The organism is Rhodosalinus sp., from assembly GCF_046542825.1.
Taxonomy (GTDB): domain Bacteria; phylum Pseudomonadota; class Alphaproteobacteria; order Rhodobacterales; family Rhodobacteraceae; genus Rhodosalinus.
This window is the reverse complement of record NZ_JBKHAQ010000061.1, coordinates 1-17,085: the sequence shown is the minus strand read 5'-3', so window position 1 is coordinate 17,085 and position 17,085 is coordinate 1. Positions and strand designations below refer to the sequence as shown.

The window sequence follows — 17,085 nt, the reverse complement described above, 5'->3', positions numbered from 1 at the left end:
GCGGGCAGGAAGACGGTGAACTGGCCGAAGCGCACGCCATGCTTGCGCAGCGCCCCGCGCGCGTCCTGGTCGAGCGCGCGCACCTCTTCGGCCACCTCGCCGCCGCGCGGCAGGATGCCGAAGCCCTCGACCAGGCGGAAGGCGAATCCCTTGGCCCGGCCCTGAAGCGCCTCGTCCCGCTGCATGGCTATGAGCGGCTCGAAGAGCGCGGCCACCTTTCGGTCCATGAAATGGCCCAGCCGGCGGCGCACCTTCTCGGCCACCTCCACGCCCGCTTCCTCGTCGACGAAGACCTCGATGCGGGGCTTCATGGGATCGTCGGAGGCCACGAGCTTGCCCACCGCCTGCTCGCCCCACATCAGGCCGCCCTGCTCGGTGAAGTCGATCTCGGTGTCGGGCGCGTTGTAGAAGCGGTCCGCGCGCAGGTGGAAATGCGGCGCCAGCGCCTGCATCGCCGCAGAGGTGATGGTGCGCGCCTCCTGCCCCGCCGCCGCGGTGTCGCGGCGGAAGCGGAACCCTTCCAGCCGGCCCACGAACTCGCCCTCGACCCGGACCTCGCCGTTCTCGCTCACTTCGGCCAACAGGGCCTCCTTCTGCTTCAGCCGTCGCATCAGGACGGAGGTGCGCCGGTCCACGAACCGCTGCGTGAGCCGTGCGTGCAGCGCATCCGACAGGCGGTCTTCTACCGCGCGAGTTGCGTCGCGCCAATGACTTTCCTGCTCGACCCAGCCGGGCCGCTGCGCGACATAGGTCCAGGTCCGGATGAACGCCAGACGGCGCGACAGGGTATCGATGTCGCCCTCGGTCCGGTCGATGCGGGCGATCTGCCGCGCGATCCAGTCCTCGGGCACGCGGCCCCGGTCGTGGATGTGGGCGAAGATCGCCTCGAGCAGGTCGGCGTGTTCGCCGTGGCTGATGCCGCGGAAATCGGGGATGCGGCAGACATCCCACAGCAGGCGCACCGCGCGGGCCTCGCTGGCGCGGGCGCGCACCTCCGGCTCTGCCGAAAGCGCCCGCAGCGCGCGCAGGTCGTCGGCCTCGCGCCCGCGGGCGAGGATCGGCGCGGGCGGCCCCTCCTCGAGCGAGGCGATCAGCCCTTCGGTCGAGCCGAACTCCAACCGCGGGTTGCGCCATTGCAGCCGCGCGACGGGCGCGAAGCGGTGGCCCATGATGGACTCTGCCACTTCGTCGGGGATCGGCGGCGCCTCTCCGGTGGTGCCGAAGCTGCCGTTCGACATGCCGCGCCCGGCGCGTCCCGCGATCTGCGCCAGCTCGTTGGGCGCGAGATTGCGCATCCGGCGACCGTCGAACTTGGACAGCCCGGCGAAGGCGACATGGTCGATGTCCAGGTTGAGCCCCATGCCGATCGCGTCGGTGGCCACGAGGTAGTCGACATCGCCGTTCTGGTAGAGCGCCACCTGCGCGTTGCGCGTGCGGGGGGAAAGCGCGCCCATCACCACCGCCGCGCCGCCCTTCTGCCGGCGGATCAGCTCTGCGATGGCATAGACGCTCTCGACCGAGAAGGCGACGATGGCGGAACGCGGGCGCATCCTGCTGATCTTGCGCTGGCCGGTATGGGCAAGTTCGGACATCCGGTCGCGCGCGTGGAACTCGACGCGCGGCACCAGCGCCCGGATCGGCCCGCGCATCGTGTCGGAGCCCATGAAAAGGGTCTCATGCTGGCCGCGCATCCGCATCAGCCGGTCGGTGAAGACATGCCCGCGCTCGGGATCGGCGCAAAGCTGGATCTCGTCCACCGCGACGAAGTCGGCGCCGATCCCCTCGGGCATCGCCTCGACCGTGCAGACCCAGTATTGCGTGCGCGGCGGCACGATCCGCTCTTCGCCGGTGATCAGCGCGACGACCGAGGGACCGCGCGCCGCCACGATCCGGTCGTAGACCTCGCGCGCGAGCAGCCGCAGCGGCAGGCCGATGACCCCCGTCCGGTAGCCCAGCATCCTCTCGATGGCGTAATGGGTCTTGCCGGTGTTGGTGGGCCCGAGGACCGCGACGATCCTGCCCTCACGCGCCATGTGTCCCCCTTGCCCGATCCGGTGCGCCGCGCCGAAGGGCGCGGCAAACGGTCAGAGATCGCGCCCGCGCACCGTTGTCTCGAGCGATTCCATCGCCGCGCGGACTTGGGTGTTTTCCGGGTAAAGCGCAAGAACCGCCTCATAGGCACGCCAGGCCAGTTCCGGGCGGTCCAGTTGCTGCATGATGGCGCCCACGCCCTGCAAGGCCCCGAAATGCTGCGGGTTGAGCGCAAGCGCGCGTTCCAGATCGGACAGCGCCAGCATGATTTCGCCCTGCTGGTAGAAGGCCAGACCACGTGCGGCCCAGCCCTCGGCGAAATCGGGCGCATGATCGGTCAGCGCGGTCAGATGCTCGACGGCCTTGCCCGGATCCTCGTCCTCCAGTGCGGCACGCCCCCGACGCAGCAGCATGTCCATCGCCGCCGAGCCGGATTTCGACCATTCGCTGCGGATCTGGCCGGCGATTCGCCGTGCCTCGGTCCCTTCGGCGTCCTGCAGGGCCTTCAGCAGCTCGCCGACGCGACCGTCGTTCGCCCAGGCAGGGGTCACGAGGCAGAGCGCCGCGGCCAATGTCGCGACGTGAACTTTGATTCTGAGTGTCTGGAGTTTCATAACGCGACAGAGTGTAGTGAACTCGCGCCGCATTTCCAGAGGTGCGCGACAGAGCGGAAGGGATCGTGAGATGAGCGTTGTGGACGAGGCCGTGACGGCGATCAACGAGAAGGTGGGCGGCAGCTTCGACGGCTCGGTCAAGTTCGTGATCGAGGGCGAGGGCGCCGTGATGCTGGACGACGCAGGCGCACGCGCTGCCGACGAGCCGGCAGAGGTCACGCTGACCGCGGATGCCGACACGTTCCGCCAGATCCTCGATGGCGATCTGAACCCCACCTCCGCCTTCATGACCGGCAGGCTCTCGATCGACGGGGACATGGGGCAGGCGATGAAGCTCGCCGGCGCGCTGTCCTGAGCCGGGCGCCGATGGCGCCGGACGCGGCCCCCTATTTCGATGACATCGCCGGCGGCCCCGACGGCAGTGCCGTCTGGGTCCGCGCGGACGACGGCGTGCGCCTGCGGGTGGGGGGCTGGCGCGCGGACGGGGACGCCGGCACCGTCCTGCTGTTTCCGGGGCGCACCGAGTTCATCGAGAAATACGGCCGCACCGCCGCGGAATTCGCGCGCGAGGGGCTCTCGGTGCTGGCCATCGACTGGCGCGGGCAGGGCCTGTCGGACCGGCTGATCGAGGGGCCGCTGACAGGGCATGTGCACGCCTTTGCCGACTACCAGCGCGACGTGGCCGCGATGGTTGCGGCGGCACGGGCGCTGGAGTTTCCCGAACCCTTTCACCTGCTGGGCCACTCGATGGGCGGCGCGATCGGGCTGCGGGCTCTGATCGAGGGGCTGGGCGTGCGGTCCGCCGCCTTCACCGCGCCGATGTGGGGCATCCTGATGGCGCCACACCTGCGGCCCGCCGCCTGGGCGCTGAGCTGGGGCAGCCGGCGCACGCGGCTGGGGTATCGGATCGCGCCCGGCGCCGTCATCGAATGCTACGCCGCCAACGCGCCCTTCGAGGACAACACGCTGACCACCTGTCCGGACAACTTCGCCTACATGCAGCGGCAGTTGATCGAGCATCCGGAATTGCAGCTGGGCGGGCCGAGCCTGATCTGGCTCTACGAGGCGCTGGTGGAATGCCGCGCCATCGTCCGGGCAGAGCCGCCGCGCCATCCCTGCGTGACATGGCTTGGCACGCGCGAGCGCATCGTGGATCCCGGCCCGATCCGGGCGCGGATGGCGCGCTGGCCCGGCGGGCGGCTGGAGCAGGTCGCGGATGCCGAGCACGAACTCCTGATGGAGCGCGAGGCGATCCGCCGCCGCGTGATTGCCGGGACGGTGGACCATTTCCGCGCCAACGGGGATGCCACGGCCTGACTGGCCCGGCCTGCACACGGCCCTATACTGGGCGACATGGCGCGCGACCCGGTCCTGAGTTTCACCGAGCGGGGCATATACTGCTCCGCGGGCGGCTTCTACATCGACCCTTGGCGCCCGGTGGATCGCGCGCTCGTCACCCACGGCCATGCCGATCACGCGCGCCCGGGCCATGCCGCCTATCTCGCCACGAGGGGCGCGGCGCCGGTGCTGCGGCACAGGCTGGGCGACATCGCGCTCGAGACGGTGGGCTACGGCGAGACGCGGCGCATTGGCGATGCGCATGTCAGCTTTCACCCCGCGGGGCATGTGCCGGGTTCGGCGCAGATCCGGGTGGAGGTGGGCGGCGAGGTCTGGGTCGTCTCGGGCGACTACAAGCTCGCCTCGGACGGGCTGTCGGAACCTTTCGAGCCGGTGGCCTGCCACGCCTTCGTCAGCGAATGCACCTTCGGCCTGCCGGTCTTCAAGTGGGCGCCGCAGGCGGAAGTCGCGGCAGAGATCAACGCTTGGTGGGCCGCCAGCGTCGCGGAGGGGCGCACGCCGATGCTGGGCGCCTACGCGCTGGGCAAGGCGCAGCGGCTGCTCGCGCTGCTCGACACGGCCATCGGCCCGGTCCTGACCCACGGCGCGGTCGAGGAGGTGACGCGCGTGCTGCGCGACCAGGGCTATGCGCTGCCCGAGACTGTCCGCGTCACCCCCGACCTCGACCCCAGGGACCACCCGAAGGCGCTGGTGCTGGCGCCGCCGTCGGCGCTGTCCAGCGCCTGGGCGCGGCGGTTCGGCGCCACCTCGACCGGTTTCGCGAGCGGCTGGATGCGGCTCCGGGGCGTGCGGCGGCGGCGCGCCGCGGACCGCGGCTTCGTCATCTCGGACCATGCCGACTGGCCCGCGCTGATCGAGGCGATCACGGCGACGGGTGCGGAACGCATATTCGTCACGCACGGTTACACCGAGATCTTCAGCCGCTGGCTGACCGCGCAGGGCTGGAATGCCGCCATCGTGCCCACCGAGTTCGGCGGCGAGACGGAGGATGACGGCGATGCCGCCTGAGTTTCCAGGGAGTTGCGCGGCGAAGCTGCGATATCGCTGCAACCTGTGGGCAAGCCGGTGGAGTTCCGTGAAACATCCAGCTGTTTCGGGACGAACGCCCTGCACGCGCGGCATGGCATGAAGGATTTCGCCGCCCTCGTCGCCCGCATCGACCAGACGACGCGCACCTCTGCCAAGACCGCGGCCCTTGCCGAGTATTTCGCGCAGGCCTCCGATGCCGACCGGCTCTGGACCGTCGCGCTCTTTTCCGGGCGCCGGCCGCGCCGGGCGATCACCACCACCCAGATGCGCGAATGGGCGGCCGAGCGCGCTGGCCTGCCGCTCTGGCTGGTGGAGGAAAGCTATCCGGTCGTGGGCGATCTGGCCGAAACCATCGCGCTGATCCTGCCCCCGCCCTCGCGCGGCTCGAACCGCAGCCTCGCGGACTGGATCGCCCTCCTGCGATCGCTCGCCGACATGCCGCCCGAGCGCCGCAAGGAAGACGTGCTCGCGGCCTGGGATGCGCTCGACACGGCCGAACGCTTCATCTTCAACAAGCTGCTCACCGGCGGCTGGCGCATCGGCGTGAGCCAGAAGCTGATGACCCGCGCGCTGGCCCGCGCCACGGGCCGCGACGAGGCAGAGATGGCACACCGACTGATGGGCGCCTGGGACCCGGCGACCACGACATGGCACGCGCTGATCGAGTCAGAGGACGCGGCGGCGGACCTCTCGCGGCCCTACCCCTTCTGCCTCGCCCATCAGCTCGATGGGGGACCGGAGGGGCTTGGCGATCCGTCCGACTGGCGTGCGGAATGGAAATGGGACGGCATCCGCGGCCAGCTGATCCTGCGCGAGGGGCAGCATTTCGTCTGGTCGCGCGGCGAGGAGCTGATGACCGACCGCTTCCCCGAGCTTGCCCGCGCGCGCGACTTCCTGCCGCCGGGCACGGTGATCGACGGCGAAATCCTGGCCTGGCAGGACGGGCCGCGCTCCTTCAACGATCTGCAGAAGCGGATCGGGCGCAAGACGGTGCCGGCAAAGCTGCTCCGGGACGCGCCGGTGGTCCTTGCGGCCTATGACCTGCTGGAGGACGAAGGCCGGGACATCCGCGCGCGCCCCTTCGCCGAGCGCCGGGCGCGGCTGGAGCGGCTGACCGCCGACCTGCCGAGGGAAGCGCCGGTGGTCCTTCCCCCGCTCATCGCCTTCGACGACTGGGCCGCGCTCGCCGCCACGCGCGCCACGGCCCGCGACCACGTGGCCGAGGGCGTCATGCTGAAACACGCCCACAGCCCCTATCACGCCGGCCGCAAGCGCGGCGACTGGTGGAAGTGGAAGCTCGATCCGCTGGTGATCGACGCGGTGATGATCTACGCGCAGGCGGGCCACGGGCGGCGGGCCAACCTCTTCACCGATTTCACCTTCGCGGTCTGGGACGGCGCGGCGCTCGTTCCCTTCACCAAGGCCTATTCTGGCCTCACCGACGCCGAATTCCGCCGCATCACAGCATGGGTGCGCAAGAACACCCTGCAACGCTTCGGCCCGGTGCGGCAGGTGAAGCCCCGACAGGTCTTCGAGATCGCCTTCGAGGGGATCCACGAAAGCCCGCGCCACAAGTCCGGCATCGCGCTGCGCTTTCCCCGCATGAGCCGCTGGCGCGAGGACAAGCCGCCCGAGGAGGCGGGCACGCTGGCGGAACTGAAGGCAATGCTGGCGACCCACGGCTGAGCGCCTTGCGCGCCTTGCGCCCGCGCCCTTATGTGGACGACAGGCAGAGACAACAGGAGCTTCCCATGCTGGACACCCCCCGCCCCGCCCGCGACGCCGCGACCGAGAAGGGGGCCGCGCCGCTGGGCGATCTGCCCGAATGGGACCTGACCGATCTCTACGCCGCGCCGGACGCGCCGGAGGTGCAGCGCGATCTCGACTGGCTCAGGGAGGAATGCGCGGCCTTCGCCGCCGACTACGAGGGCAAACTGGCGGAGCTGGATGCCGAGGGGCTGCTGCGCTGCGTCCGGCGCGACGAGCGGATCGAGACGGTTGCGGGGCGGCTGATGTCCTACGCGGGCCTGCGCTACTACCAGCAGACGACCGATGCGGACCGCGCCAAGTTCCTTTCCGACTGCCAGGAAAGGATCACCGACTATACCACGCCGCTTGTGTTCTTCACGCTCGAGATCAACCGCCTGCCCGACGACCACCTCGACGCTCTGTTTGCGCGGAACGCCGATCTTGCGCGCTACAAGCCGGTCTTCGACCGCATTCGCAAGATGAAGCCCTACCAGCTCTCCGACGAGCTGGAAAAGTTCCTGCACGACATGGGCGCCGTGGGCGACGCCTGGGAGCGGCTTTTCGACGAGACCATCGCGGGCCTCACCTTCGACGTGGACGGCGATGAGCTGGGCCTGGAGAGCACGCTCAACCTGCTGACCGAGCAGGATCGCGCGACGCGCGAGGCGGCGGCACGCGCCCTGGCCCGCGTCTTCGGCGAGAACGTTCGCCTCTTCGCCCGCGTGCACAACACGCAGGCCAAGGAGAAGGAGGTGATCGACCGCTGGCGCAAGATGCCCACGCCGCAGACCGCGCGGCACCTGTCGAACGACGTGGAGCCCGAGGTGGTCGAGGCGCTGCGCGACGCGGTGGTGCGCGCCTACCCGCGCCTCAGCCACCGCTACTACGAGCTGAAGCGCCGCTGGCTGGGCCTGGACAAGCTGCAGGTCTGGGACCGCAACGCGCCGCTGCCGATGGAAGAGACGCGCACCGTGGCCTGGGACGAGGCACGCGAGACCGTGTTGCGCGCCTACGAGGGCTTCTCGCCCCAGCTGGCCGAACTGGCGGAGCCCTTCTTCGACAAGGGCTGGATCGACGCGGGCGTGAAGCCCGGCAAGGCGCCGGGCGCCTTCGCCCATCCCACGGTGACGGATGCGCATCCTTACGTTCTGCTCAATTACCTGGGCAAGCCGCGGGACGTGATGACGCTGGCGCATGAACTGGGGCACGGGGTGCACCAGCGCCTCGCGGCGGGTCAGGGCGAGATGCTGTCGCGCACCCCGCTGACGCTTGCCGAAACTGCCAGCGTCTTCGGCGAGATGCTGACCTTCCGGCGGATGCTGGCGAGTGCCCGCGACGACAACGAGCGCCGCGTGCTGCTGGCCGGCAAGGTCGAGGACATGATCAACACGGTCGTCCGGCAGATCGCCTTCTACGATTTCGAGTGCAAGCTGCACGAGGCGCGCCGCAGCGGCGAGCTCACGCCCGACGACATCAACGCGCTGTGGATGAGCGTGCAGGCCGAAAGCCTCGGGCCCGCCTTCGAGTTCATGGACGGCTACGAGACCTTCTGGGCCTACATCCCGCATTTCGTCCACTCGCCCTTCTACGTCTATGCATACGCTTTCGGCGACGGGCTGGTGAACGCCCTCTACGCGGCCTACGAGGAAGCGCCGGAAGGCTTCCAGGACAGGTATTTCGAGATGCTGCGCGCGGGCGGCTCGAAGCACCACAGCGAGTTGCTGGCGCCCTTCGGGCTCGACGCCTCGGACCCGGCGTTCTGGGACAAGGGGCTGTCGATGATCGAGGGCTTCATCGAGGAACTGGAAGCGATGGAAGGCTGATCGTCACCGCGCCGAACACGAAGATTTTTCGATCGAAAAATCTTCGTGCCGGCTGGTCACTCGGCGCAAGACCGAAGGAGCGGGGTGCGAGATTTTTCGATCGAAAAATCTCGCACCTTCAGGGCGGCGCCGTCCTCAGCCCACCAGTTTCGCCGTCATCTCCACCAGCCGCGTCGCCTGATGCTGCACGGCCGCACGGGCGTGGTCGTCGAACTCGCCGGCCTTCACGGAGGTGCCGTAAGGGTTGCCGCCGGCGGCGAAGATGCTCTGGTCGGTGTAGCCCGGCGGAACCACGATCGCCCCCCAGTGCATCGCAGTGGTATAGAGCGACAGCAGCGTCGTCTCCTGCCCGCCGTGCGGGTTCTGCGCGCTGGTCGTGGCGGTGAAGGTCTTGTTGGCCAGCTTGCCCTCCATCCAGAGCGGGCCCAGCGTGTCGATGAAGGCGCGCATCTGGCTGGCCGGGACACCGTAGCGCGTGGGAGCGGCGATGAAATAGCCGTCGGCCCAGTCCATGTCGTCCGGGCTCGCCTCCGGGATATCGGCCATGCTGTCCAGTTGCGCCTTCCAGGCGTCCTGGCCCTCGACCACGTCCCTGGGGGCGGTTTCGGCGGCGCGGCGCAGTCGAACCTCGGCGCCGGCCGCACGGGCGGCCTCGGCCGCCGCCTCTGCCACCTGGTGGTTGGTGCCGTAAGTGGAGTAGAAGATCACGGAGATTTTCGGGGTTGCCATCGCGGGCTCCTTTTCCGGATTGATATGCTGCCTCAGCTAAGCGGCTTGCGCAGGGACAACCACGCGCAGGGCCGCAAGGGTCCTGTGCGGCGCTGCACCGGCGGCTTGCCAATGCCGGCGCATCGGGCAAGGCTCCGCCCATGGCCCGCGCCCCGTCCCAGTCGGAAATCGAACGCCTTGCGCGCCGCGCGCTCGCCGATCTGCCCCTGGCGTTCAGGCCGGCGGCGCGCGAGGTGGCGCTGCGGGTCGAGGATTTCGCGCCCGACTGGATGCTGGACGAGATGGGGATTACGGAGCCCTTCGAGCTCACGGGCCTCTACGACGGCATCCCGATGACGCAGAAGTCCGTGCTGGACCAGCCGCAGGGTCCCGACACCATCTGGCTCTTCCGGCGCCCGATCCTCGACGAATGGGCGGACCGTGGAAACGTCTCGCTGGAGGAACTGGTGCGGCATGTGCTGATCCACGAGCTGGCGCATCATTTCGGCTGGTCGGATGACGACATCGCCGCCATCGACCGCTGGTGGGAGTGAGCCCGGCTGGCCCGCCCGGCGGTGCCGCAGAAGCCTTGCGCCTGACTGGAATCTCGGGCGCTGGCGGACGCCGGGGCGCGCCGCTCAGCCTTCGGCCGCCAGCGCCTCGATCCGTTCGAGAAAACGGGCCGGTCCCAGTTCGCTTTCAGCCGTCGCGCGGGCGCCCGCCGCGAGCCGGGCGCGGTAGGGCGCGTCGTTGACGACCTGCTGCAGCGCGGTGGCGAGCGCGCCGGGTTCGTTCACGTCCACGCGCAGGCCGTCGCGCCCTTCGGTCAGGTATCCTGCCGCCCCCGCGCCCGTCGAAATGACCGGGACGGCACCATAGGCCATCGCCTCGACCGGCGCGGTGCCCAGCGGTTCATGCACGGATGGCAGCACGCAGATGTCCGCACCGGCATAAAGCGCAGGCATTTCGGCGAAGGAGACATCCCGGCGCAGATCGATCCAGGGCTCGGCCGCGGCGGCTTCGAGATAGGCGAGATACGCCGCGTCGAACCCACTTGCGCCCGTGCCGCCTGCGCCGGTCCCGCTTGCGCCCACGATCTGCAGGCGGACCCGCCCGGCCCGCCCGTGCTCGCGCAGCGCCTCGACCACCAGGTGCTGGTTCTTGCGCCTCTCGCCCAGCTTTCCGACGCAGAGCACCGTGACCGGTCCGGTCCCGCGCGCCAGGGGCACGTTCGGGTCGCGCTCCACCGGCCAGGGCAGATAGGTGGCGTCGCGGTCGCGCGGCGCCTCTGCATCCAGGCCGGGGACCGGTGTGACCCGCCGCAGGGGCAGGCCGGAAAGCCGAAGCGACAGCCGGTGGCGCCAACCGCGCCGGTCCGTCAAGGGCCGCTGATCGCAAAGCCGGCACGCCGTCCCCGCCTGCCGGGCCAAGGCCGCCACCGGACGCTTCAGCGCGGAGGTGTTTCGCAGCAGGACGAGATCGGGCTGCGCATCCTGGAAAACGCCAGACAATACGGCGGATCCGGGTGCAGGCCCCACGATTCTCGGCGCCAGAATGCGGCAATCCTCCGCCGCGCCCTGCATCTCCGACAGCACGGTGACACGGTGTCCCGCGTCGACGAGCGCGCGTGTGGCAAACCACAGGTTGGCGTGAAACCGTGGCACCACGAACATTACGGACAGCCCGCCCCCCGCAGGCATCACGCGGACGCCCGGCAGGACCGCGGAACGAGGGGCGCGCGCGGACAGGAAAACGGCAGCATGCGCCGACGATAGGCAGGCCCCGCAGGGCGCGGCAACGCGCCGCGCCGCAATTTGGCCAGACCGGCCGAAGGCCGCAGCCCTTCTGCAACAGCCGCGCCGCCAAAACGCTGCCCGAGGAAGCGGCATCGGCAAAGCGGCGCCGGCCGGCGAACCGCATATGCCCGGCCAGATCCGCCAGCAAGGACGCGCCATTGACGCGACGCAACGGCGCTTTCTCGCGCCTCTCCTCGCACATGAACCCCATCGGGTTCATCGGCTCTGCGGCGTTGGCGATCGTTTTCGTGATCGCGGGCGGCGGCTTCACGGAGACGACGGCGCGTTTCTTCGAGACCTGCCCTGGCCCCGGTGCGGACAGTCGGTGGCGGACGGCCTGGACGCTCTGCTGTCGGGGCTGGTGGATCAGCGGGCGGCCCTTCGCGGGCATCTTTGGCGCGCGCGTCCTGGGCGGCCGCAACGCCGCAGGATCAGGAAGTTCACCGGCGGCTGAGGTCGTTCAGATCGAGAAGGAGGTGCCGCAGCCGCAGGAACTGGTGGCGTTGGGATTCTGGATGGTGAACCGCGCGCCGATCAGTTCCTCGGTGAAGTCGATCACCGCGTTCTCCAGAAACGGCAGGGAGACGGTGTCGATGATGACCCTCTGGCCCTGCCCCTCCAGCACCATGTCGTCCTCGGCCGGCGCGTCGAGGCGGATGTCGTACTGAAAGCCCGAACACCCGCCGCCTTCGACGGCCACGCGAAGCGCCTGACCCTGGTCGGCGGCGCCGATTTCCGCAAGACGCGCGAAGGCGCGTTCTGTCACCTTCGGGGGAAGCTGCATGGTGATCCGTCCTTGTCCGTCTGTGATCCCTGATCCTCGAAAATAGGCGCCCCGGCGCCACGGGACAAGCCGGCGCACCCCCTGCACCCCGCGCGAATTCGCTGTATAGCGGCACTGACGCCGCTTTCGCGCAAGCAGGAGACACCGCCACATGCGCGCGCCCTACGCATCGGACCCCGCGAAAAGCCGCGGCCGCCGCACGCCCGAGCCGGAAAGCGCGCTGCGCTCGGCCTTCCAGCGCGACCGCGACCGGATCATCCACGCCTCGGCCTTCCGGCGGCTCAAGCACAAGACGCAGGTCTTCGTCGAGCACGAGGGCGACTATTTCCGCACCCGGCTGACCCACACTCTGGAGGTTGCGCAGGTGGCGCGGACGATCGCGCGCGCCATGGGCCTCGACTTCGACCTCGCCGAGGCGGTCGCGCTGGCGCACGATCTTGGCCACACGCCCTTCGGCCATACCGGCGAGGATGCGCTCGACGCGCTGATGGCGCCCTACGGCGGCTTCGACCACAACGCGCAGGCCGTCCGCATCGTCACCCGGCTCGAGCGGCACTACGCCGGCTTCGACGGTCTCAACCTGACATGGGAGACGCTGGAGGGGATCGCCAAGCACAACGGGCCGGTCCTCGGGCCGGACAAGCCGCCCCTGCCCTACGCGCTGGCCGACTACGACGCGGAGCAGGATCTGGAACTGCATGACCATGCCGGGCTGGAGGCGCAGGTGGCGGCGCTGTCGGACGACATCGCCTACAACCACCACGACCTGCACGACGGGCTGCGCGCGCATCTCTTCACGATGGACCAGATCGCGGAGCTGCCGCTGATCGACGGCTGCGTGGCCGAGGTGGACCGCCTCTGGCCCGGGCTCGACAGCCACCGGCGCCGGCACGAGGCGCTCAGGCGGTTCTTCGGGCTGCTGGTCGAGGACGTGGTGGCCGAGACGCGCGCGCGGCTTGCGGCGCTTGCGCCCGGGCGGGTCGAGGACATCCGGCACGCAGGGACCATGATGGTGCATTTCTCCGATCCGGTGTGGGCCGACATCCGGACGATCCGGGCCTTCCTCTTCGAGCGGATGTATCGCGCGCCGCGGGTGGTCGAGATGCGCGCGGCCGTCACCGGCGTGATCGAGGACCTCTTTCCCCTCTACATGAACGACCCAGCGCTCCTGCCCGACCGCTGGCAGTCGGACGTGGCGGCCGCCGCCGACGAGACCGCCCTCGCCCGGCTGGTCGCGGACTACATTGCCGGCATGACCGACCGCTTCGCCCTGCAACAGCACGCCCGGCTGGCGGGGGGCGGCGCGGGCCTCTTGGCGGTTCCGCGCTGACAGCGCCCGATTGCGAAGGCACCGCAGCCCCCTTGCGTGGATCGCTGCGGTTTGCGCAGGCCGACGCCGCGGCGGCAGCTTTTCGAGCATGACATGGCCGCCCGCCAGCGCGACGACCTGCCGGCCCGGCTGGACGACGCGGGCCCGGGCACCGTGCTGGCGCGGGCCGATCCGTGCCGCAGGGCTCACCGCGGCCCGGACAAGCGATGCAGCCGCGCGTGCTGGCCATTCGCGCCGCGCCCTGATAGCCTCTGGCGCCGCAGCCGGCTGGAGAGCGTGATGTCCGCCTACGAATACAAGGTCGTGCCCGCGCCCCGGCGCGCCGAAAGGATCAAAGGAGTCCCTGCGCCCGAGATGCGCTTCGCGATGTCCGTCGAGAAGCTGATGAACACCTACGCCGCCGAGGGCTGGGAATACGTCCGGGCGGACACCTTGCCGTCGGAGGAACGCAGGGGCCTCGGAGGGCGCCACACGGAACAGCGGACCCTGTTGGTCTTTCGGCGGGCCGTCGCCGAAAGGGCGGCCGACCCCGCGCCATGGTTCGGCAGCGGGCGCACGTCGGCCCGGGACGCCAAGCCGGAACAAGACGGCCCGACCCTACACCCGGTCGAAGCCGACACGCCCGGCCGCGGGCCCCGGGACGCCGAGGAGAGGATCGCGATTCCGGGCGTGCTCCGCGCCGAGCGCGAGCACGACGAGCGCGGCGTTGCCGACAAGCCCGCCGGTCGCCGGCTCTGGGCGGTCCGCCCCGAGGACGACGAGACGCGTTGAGGCATCAGCCGTCGATGTCGAGTGCAAGCGCGTGGATGCGCCCGACCAGGTCGGCCCCCAGCGCCCGATGAACGGCACGGTGCCGCGCCAGACGCGACTGGCCCGCGAAGGCGGGGGCGCGGATCACGACGCGGAAGTGACTTTCGCCGCCCTCCTGGTAGCCGGCATGGCCGCGGTGACGCTCGCTTTCGTCCACCACCTCCAGCCGCTCGGGCTGGAATGCGCTCTCCAGCGCGATGCGAATCTCTTCGGTCCGTGACATTTTTTCCCCTTTCCGCCCCTTCAAATCGACGACCGTCAGTCTAAACTTCCGCCTCCGAGTCGCAAAGGTGAGACGATGCCCAAACCGGACCCCTTCGGCTTCGACATCTCGGTGTCCGCCGCGAAGAAGAAAAATCCCCGCGGGCGCCGCGCCATGTCCGGCGCGTCCGAGACGTCGACCCGTGTCTGCGACCACGAGGGCTGCGAGGAAGCGGGCCTCTACCGTGCACCCAAGGCGCCCGACGTGCTGGACGACTTTTACTGGTTCTGCAAGCAGCATGTCCGCGAATACAACACGAAGTGGAACTTCTTCGAGGGCACGACCGAGGCAGAACTCAACGCGCAGATGTCGAACGACAAGGTCTGGGACCGCAAGACGCGGGATTTCCGCGATCCCGAGGCGCGCGCATGGTCCCGTCTCGGCATCGAGGATCCGCACCAGGTGCTGGGCGACAACGCCACCCGCAATCCCGGCCGCCGGTCGGGCAACGGCCGCCGCCTCCCGCCGACGGAGCGCAAGGCACTGGAAATCCTCGACGGCCGCGACGACTGGACCAAGGCGGAGATCCGCAAGAGCTACAAGGCGCTGATCAAGGTGCTGCACCCCGACATGAACGGGGGCGACCGCAGCCAGGAGGAGCAGCTGCAGCAGGTGATGTGGGCCTGGGAGCAGCTGAAGGACAGCCGCCACTTCAAGTGAGGCGGCCGCCGAATTTTCGATCGAAAATTCGGCGGCAAAGGTGGAGGTCAGTCAGAGAAAAATCTTCGGTCGAAGATTTTTCGGGCGTTCAGGACGCGACGAACACGAGCGACACGCCGTTGATGCAGTGCCGCTTGCCGGTGGGCGGCGGGCCGTCGTCGAAGATGTGGCCCAGGTGACTGCCGCAGCGGGCGCAGTGCACCTCGGTGCGCGGGATGAACAGCTTCCAGTCCCGCTTTGTGGCAACGGCGTCCTCGGAAATCGGCTTGTAGAAACTCGGCCATCCGGTGCCGCTGTCGAACTTGTGCTCCGACGAATAGAGCGCCTGATCGCATCCGCGACAGCGATAGGTGCCGTCCGTCTTGAGGTCGTGCAACGGCGAGGAGAAGGCAGGCTCGGTGCCCTCCTCGCGCATCACCCTGTACTCCAGATCGGACAGCCGTGCTTTCCATTCCCGTTCCGTCCGCGTCACCTCGAAGCTCTCCTGTGCTGTGGCTGCGTCGAGCCCGAGCGCGAGGCCGGCCGCCGCGGTGCCAAGAAACCGTCTGCGTCGCATGAGCGCCTCCTCGTTTCGTCGAGAGTGGGGCGCCGCCCGCGATCCTTCAACCACGGGCGGCGCAAGGTCGCGCAGGCAGCGATCGCGTCGCCGGCCGCAGCACGATGGCGATGACACGCATGACGCCGTGCGATTGCGCGACATGAGCGGCGGTCGCCTCGGCCGCGCGGCCGCGATCGTCCGCCAGCCCCATGGCGGGCATCCTCCGCGATCCCGCCGCTCCTGTCGCCCGGCGCAACGCGTCTTGGCAGCCGGCGGCTTGCCGTCCCGATCCGCGCACGCGCCGGACACCCCACTGGCCCGTCGCGCGCCACCGGTGCGCCTGCGGCCCTGGGATGCTGGACTCGAGGCTGCATGACGCAGAGGCGGGGATGGACGAGGATCATCCCTGCGATCCGGGTCGGCACAGCCGGCGCATCAGCCGAGGCGCCCCCGCGGCCGAGATCGCGCACCGGCCCAGGCGCTCTACATCGCCGCTGCCCGCGCCGTCGCCGCCTCGTGCTTCTGCGCGCAGAGGGCCATGACATCCGCCTGAGCCAGGCCATAGCCTTCTTTCCGAACTCGAAAACCCGCGGGGGAGAAGGCCCGGAACGGGCCAAGGGGCGCAGACAGCCCCCATGCCGCGGCGGCCCGACAGGCCGCCCTTCCCCTTGCGCGCCGCCGGAATATGTTGCAGCACGGGCACGCGCGGCGGCGCGGACAGTCAGGAAAGACGGACGGACATGGCGGACGGCGGTATCGACATCAACGCGAAGCCCACCGAAGAGATCTCGGTCCGCGAGGTCTTTGGCATCGACACGGACATGGTCGTGCGCGGCTTTTCCGACCGGACGGATCGCGTGCCGGACGAAGACTCCACCTACAAGTTCGACCCGGACACCACGCTCGCGATCCTCGCGGGCTTCGCCCACAATCGCCGCGTGATGATCCAGGGCTATCACGGCACCGGCAAGTCCACCCATATCGAACAGGTGGCCGCCCGGCTCAACTGGCCTACCGTGCGCGTGAACCTCGACAGCCACATCAGCCGGATCGACCTGATCGGCAAGGACGCGATCAAGCTGCGCGAGGGCAAGCAGGTCACCGAGTTCCAGGAGGGCATCCTGCCCTGGGCGCTGCGCAATCCCGCAGCGATCGTGTTCGACGAATACGACGCCGGCCGCGCCGACGTGATGTTCGTGATCCAGCGGGTGCTGGAAACGGACGGCAAGCTCACCCTGCTCGACCAGAACGAGGTGATCACGCCACACAAGTATTTCCGGATCTTCGCCACCGCGAACACCGTGGGCCTGGGTGATACCACCGGCCTCTATCACGGCACGCAGCAGATCAACCAGGGCCAGATGGACCGCTGGAGCCTGGTGGCGACGCTCAACTATCTCTCGATCGACGCCGAGGTGTCGATCGTGCTGTCGAAGGTGCCTCACTACAACACCGAGAAGGGTCGCAGGACGGTCAAGCAGATGGTGACCGTCGCGGACCTGACGCGCACCGCCTTCATGAACGGGGATCTCTCCACCGTGATGAGCCCGCGCACGGTGATCGCCTGGGCGCAGAACGCCGAGATCTTCCGC

The 17,085-nt window shown here is 69.4% G+C and carries 18 protein-coding genes; 10 read left to right on the top strand and 8 right to left on the bottom strand.

Annotated elements, in window-relative coordinates; translation table 11 throughout:
* Positions 1-2,033 (bottom strand): helicase-related protein (locus ACLFOB_RS09415; protein ID WP_410925925.1); only part of this gene is annotated, 2,033 nt, incomplete at its 3' end.
* Positions 2,034-2,084: 51 nt separating this feature from the next.
* Positions 2,085-2,645, bottom strand: a complete 561-nt coding sequence (locus tag ACLFOB_RS09410) for a hypothetical protein (protein ID WP_410925924.1) — start codon at positions 2,643-2,645, stop codon at positions 2,085-2,087.
* A 70-nt stretch (positions 2,646-2,715) separates the two neighbouring features.
* Between ACLFOB_RS09410 and ACLFOB_RS09405 the strand changes: the two genes are divergently transcribed.
* From ACLFOB_RS09405 to ACLFOB_RS09385, 5 genes are all read left to right on the top strand, one after another.
* Positions 2,716-3,000 (top strand): SCP2 sterol-binding domain-containing protein, encoded by a 285-nt coding sequence (locus ACLFOB_RS09405; RefSeq protein ID WP_410917408.1) that lies wholly within the window; start codon positions 2,716-2,718, stop codon positions 2,998-3,000.
* 11 nt (positions 3,001-3,011) lie between these two features.
* Positions 3,012-3,962: an alpha/beta fold hydrolase gene (locus ACLFOB_RS09400; RefSeq protein WP_410925923.1), complete on the top strand. Its 951-nt coding sequence runs from the start codon at positions 3,012-3,014 to the stop codon at positions 3,960-3,962.
* A gap of 36 nt (positions 3,963-3,998) precedes the next feature.
* Complete coding sequence (locus ACLFOB_RS09395) at positions 3,999-5,012, top strand: ligase-associated DNA damage response exonuclease (RefSeq protein ID WP_410925922.1); 1,014 nt, start codon at positions 3,999-4,001, stop codon at positions 5,010-5,012.
* A 117-nt stretch (positions 5,013-5,129) separates the two neighbouring features.
* Entirely contained in the window at positions 5,130-6,719 is a 1,590-nt protein-coding gene (locus tag ACLFOB_RS09390; RefSeq protein ID WP_410925921.1) for an ATP-dependent DNA ligase, read from the top strand.
* A 65-nt stretch (positions 6,720-6,784) separates the two neighbouring features.
* A complete protein-coding gene (locus tag ACLFOB_RS09385; protein WP_410925920.1) occupies positions 6,785-8,605 on the top strand; it encodes a M3 family oligoendopeptidase in 1,821 nt (606 codons plus the stop codon).
* Between the two features lie 135 nt (positions 8,606-8,740).
* Here the strand turns inward: ACLFOB_RS09385 and wrbA are convergent, their stop codons facing one another.
* Positions 8,741-9,334 carry an NAD(P)H:quinone oxidoreductase gene (gene wrbA, locus ACLFOB_RS09380; protein ID WP_410917990.1) on the bottom strand — a complete coding sequence of 198 codons (594 nt, stop codon included), beginning with the start codon at positions 9,332-9,334 and terminating at the stop codon, positions 8,741-8,743.
* Positions 9,335-9,474: 140 nt separating this feature from the next.
* Between wrbA and ACLFOB_RS09375 the strand changes: the two genes are divergently transcribed.
* Complete coding sequence (locus tag ACLFOB_RS09375) at positions 9,475-9,867, top strand: metallopeptidase family protein (RefSeq protein ID WP_410917991.1); 393 nt, start codon at positions 9,475-9,477, stop codon at positions 9,865-9,867.
* Between the two features lie 84 nt (positions 9,868-9,951).
* On the opposite strand, the gene ACLFOB_RS09370 is transcribed toward ACLFOB_RS09375, so the two are convergent.
* Both ACLFOB_RS09370 and ACLFOB_RS09365 read right to left on the bottom strand, forming a co-directional pair.
* Positions 9,952-11,013, bottom strand: a complete 1,062-nt coding sequence (locus ACLFOB_RS09370) for a glycosyltransferase family 4 protein (RefSeq protein ID WP_410917992.1) — start codon at positions 11,011-11,013, stop codon at positions 9,952-9,954.
* A 556-nt stretch (positions 11,014-11,569) separates the two neighbouring features.
* On the bottom strand, positions 11,570-11,893 hold the full coding sequence (locus tag ACLFOB_RS09365; RefSeq protein ID WP_410917993.1) for a HesB/IscA family protein: 324 nt from the start codon (positions 11,891-11,893) through the stop codon (positions 11,570-11,572).
* 151 nt (positions 11,894-12,044) lie between these two features.
* On the opposite strand from ACLFOB_RS09365, the gene ACLFOB_RS09360 reads away from it, so the two are divergent.
* Together ACLFOB_RS09360 and ACLFOB_RS09355 are read left to right on the top strand one after the other, a co-directional pair.
* Positions 12,045-13,223, top strand: a complete 1,179-nt coding sequence (locus ACLFOB_RS09360; RefSeq protein WP_410925919.1) for a deoxyguanosinetriphosphate triphosphohydrolase — start codon at positions 12,045-12,047, stop codon at positions 13,221-13,223.
* A gap of 93 nt (positions 13,224-13,316) precedes the next feature.
* Entirely contained in the window at positions 13,317-13,994 is a 678-nt protein-coding gene (locus ACLFOB_RS09355; RefSeq protein WP_410925918.1) for a DUF4177 domain-containing protein, read from the top strand.
* Between the two features lie 4 nt (positions 13,995-13,998).
* Here the strand turns inward: ACLFOB_RS09355 and ACLFOB_RS09350 are convergent, their stop codons facing one another.
* Entirely contained in the window at positions 13,999-14,256 is a 258-nt protein-coding gene (locus ACLFOB_RS09350; protein WP_410918202.1) for a BolA family protein, read from the bottom strand.
* A 75-nt stretch (positions 14,257-14,331) separates the two neighbouring features.
* Between ACLFOB_RS09350 and ACLFOB_RS09345 the strand changes: the two genes are divergently transcribed.
* Positions 14,332-14,955: a J domain-containing protein gene (locus tag ACLFOB_RS09345; RefSeq protein WP_410925917.1), complete on the top strand. Its 624-nt coding sequence runs from the start codon at positions 14,332-14,334 to the stop codon at positions 14,953-14,955.
* An 88-nt stretch (positions 14,956-15,043) separates the two neighbouring features.
* On the opposite strand, the gene msrB is transcribed toward ACLFOB_RS09345, so the two are convergent.
* Both msrB and ACLFOB_RS09335 read right to left on the bottom strand, forming a co-directional pair.
* The gene (gene msrB, locus ACLFOB_RS09340; protein ID WP_410925916.1) at positions 15,044-15,511 is read right to left on the bottom strand and encodes a peptide-methionine (R)-S-oxide reductase MsrB; all 468 of its coding nucleotides are present in this window, start codon (positions 15,509-15,511) and stop codon (positions 15,044-15,046) included.
* 46 nt (positions 15,512-15,557) lie between these two features.
* Positions 15,558-15,704 (bottom strand): hypothetical protein, encoded by a 147-nt coding sequence (locus ACLFOB_RS09335; RefSeq protein ID WP_410918199.1) that lies wholly within the window; start codon positions 15,702-15,704, stop codon positions 15,558-15,560.
* A 529-nt stretch (positions 15,705-16,233) separates the two neighbouring features.
* Here ACLFOB_RS09335 and ACLFOB_RS09330 point away from each other — a divergent pair.
* The coding region (locus tag ACLFOB_RS09330) for an AAA family ATPase (RefSeq protein WP_410925915.1) at positions 16,234-17,085 on the top strand (852 nt) is incomplete at its 3' end.

Coding starts and splice junctions, on each gene's coding strand:
- ACLFOB_RS09395 (WP_410925922.1), top strand. CDS start 3,999: ATGGCGCGCGACCCGGTCCTGAGTTTCACCGAGCGGGGCATATACTGC.
- ACLFOB_RS09370 (WP_410917992.1), bottom strand. CDS start 11,013: ATGCCTGCGGGGGGCGGGCTGTCCGTAATGTTCGTGGTGCCACGGTTT.
- wrbA (WP_410917990.1), bottom strand. CDS start 9,334: ATGGCAACCCCGAAAATCTCCGTGATCTTCTACTCCACTTACGGCACC.
- ACLFOB_RS09350 (WP_410918202.1), bottom strand. CDS start 14,256: ATGTCACGGACCGAAGAGATTCGCATCGCGCTGGAGAGCGCATTCCAG.
- ACLFOB_RS09410 (WP_410925924.1), bottom strand. CDS start 2,645: ATGAAACTCCAGACACTCAGAATCAAAGTTCACGTCGCGACATTGGCC.
- ACLFOB_RS09390 (WP_410925921.1), top strand. CDS start 5,130: ATGAAGGATTTCGCCGCCCTCGTCGCCCGCATCGACCAGACGACGCGC.
- ACLFOB_RS09345 (WP_410925917.1), top strand. CDS start 14,332: ATGCCCAAACCGGACCCCTTCGGCTTCGACATCTCGGTGTCCGCCGCG.
- ACLFOB_RS09405 (WP_410917408.1), top strand. CDS start 2,716: ATGAGCGTTGTGGACGAGGCCGTGACGGCGATCAACGAGAAGGTGGGC.
- ACLFOB_RS09375 (WP_410917991.1), top strand. CDS start 9,475: ATGGCCCGCGCCCCGTCCCAGTCGGAAATCGAACGCCTTGCGCGCCGC.
- msrB (WP_410925916.1), bottom strand. CDS start 15,511: ATGCGACGCAGACGGTTTCTTGGCACCGCGGCGGCCGGCCTCGCGCTC.
- ACLFOB_RS09400 (WP_410925923.1), top strand. CDS start 3,012: ATGGCGCCGGACGCGGCCCCCTATTTCGATGACATCGCCGGCGGCCCC.
- ACLFOB_RS09355 (WP_410925918.1), top strand. CDS start 13,317: ATGGCCGCCCGCCAGCGCGACGACCTGCCGGCCCGGCTGGACGACGCG.
- ACLFOB_RS09385 (WP_410925920.1), top strand. CDS start 6,785: ATGCTGGACACCCCCCGCCCCGCCCGCGACGCCGCGACCGAGAAGGGG.
- ACLFOB_RS09365 (WP_410917993.1), bottom strand. CDS start 11,893: ATGCAGCTTCCCCCGAAGGTGACAGAACGCGCCTTCGCGCGTCTTGCG.
- ACLFOB_RS09360 (WP_410925919.1), top strand. CDS start 12,045: ATGCGCGCGCCCTACGCATCGGACCCCGCGAAAAGCCGCGGCCGCCGC.
- ACLFOB_RS09335 (WP_410918199.1), bottom strand. CDS start 15,704: ATGGGGCTGGCGGACGATCGCGGCCGCGCGGCCGAGGCGACCGCCGCT.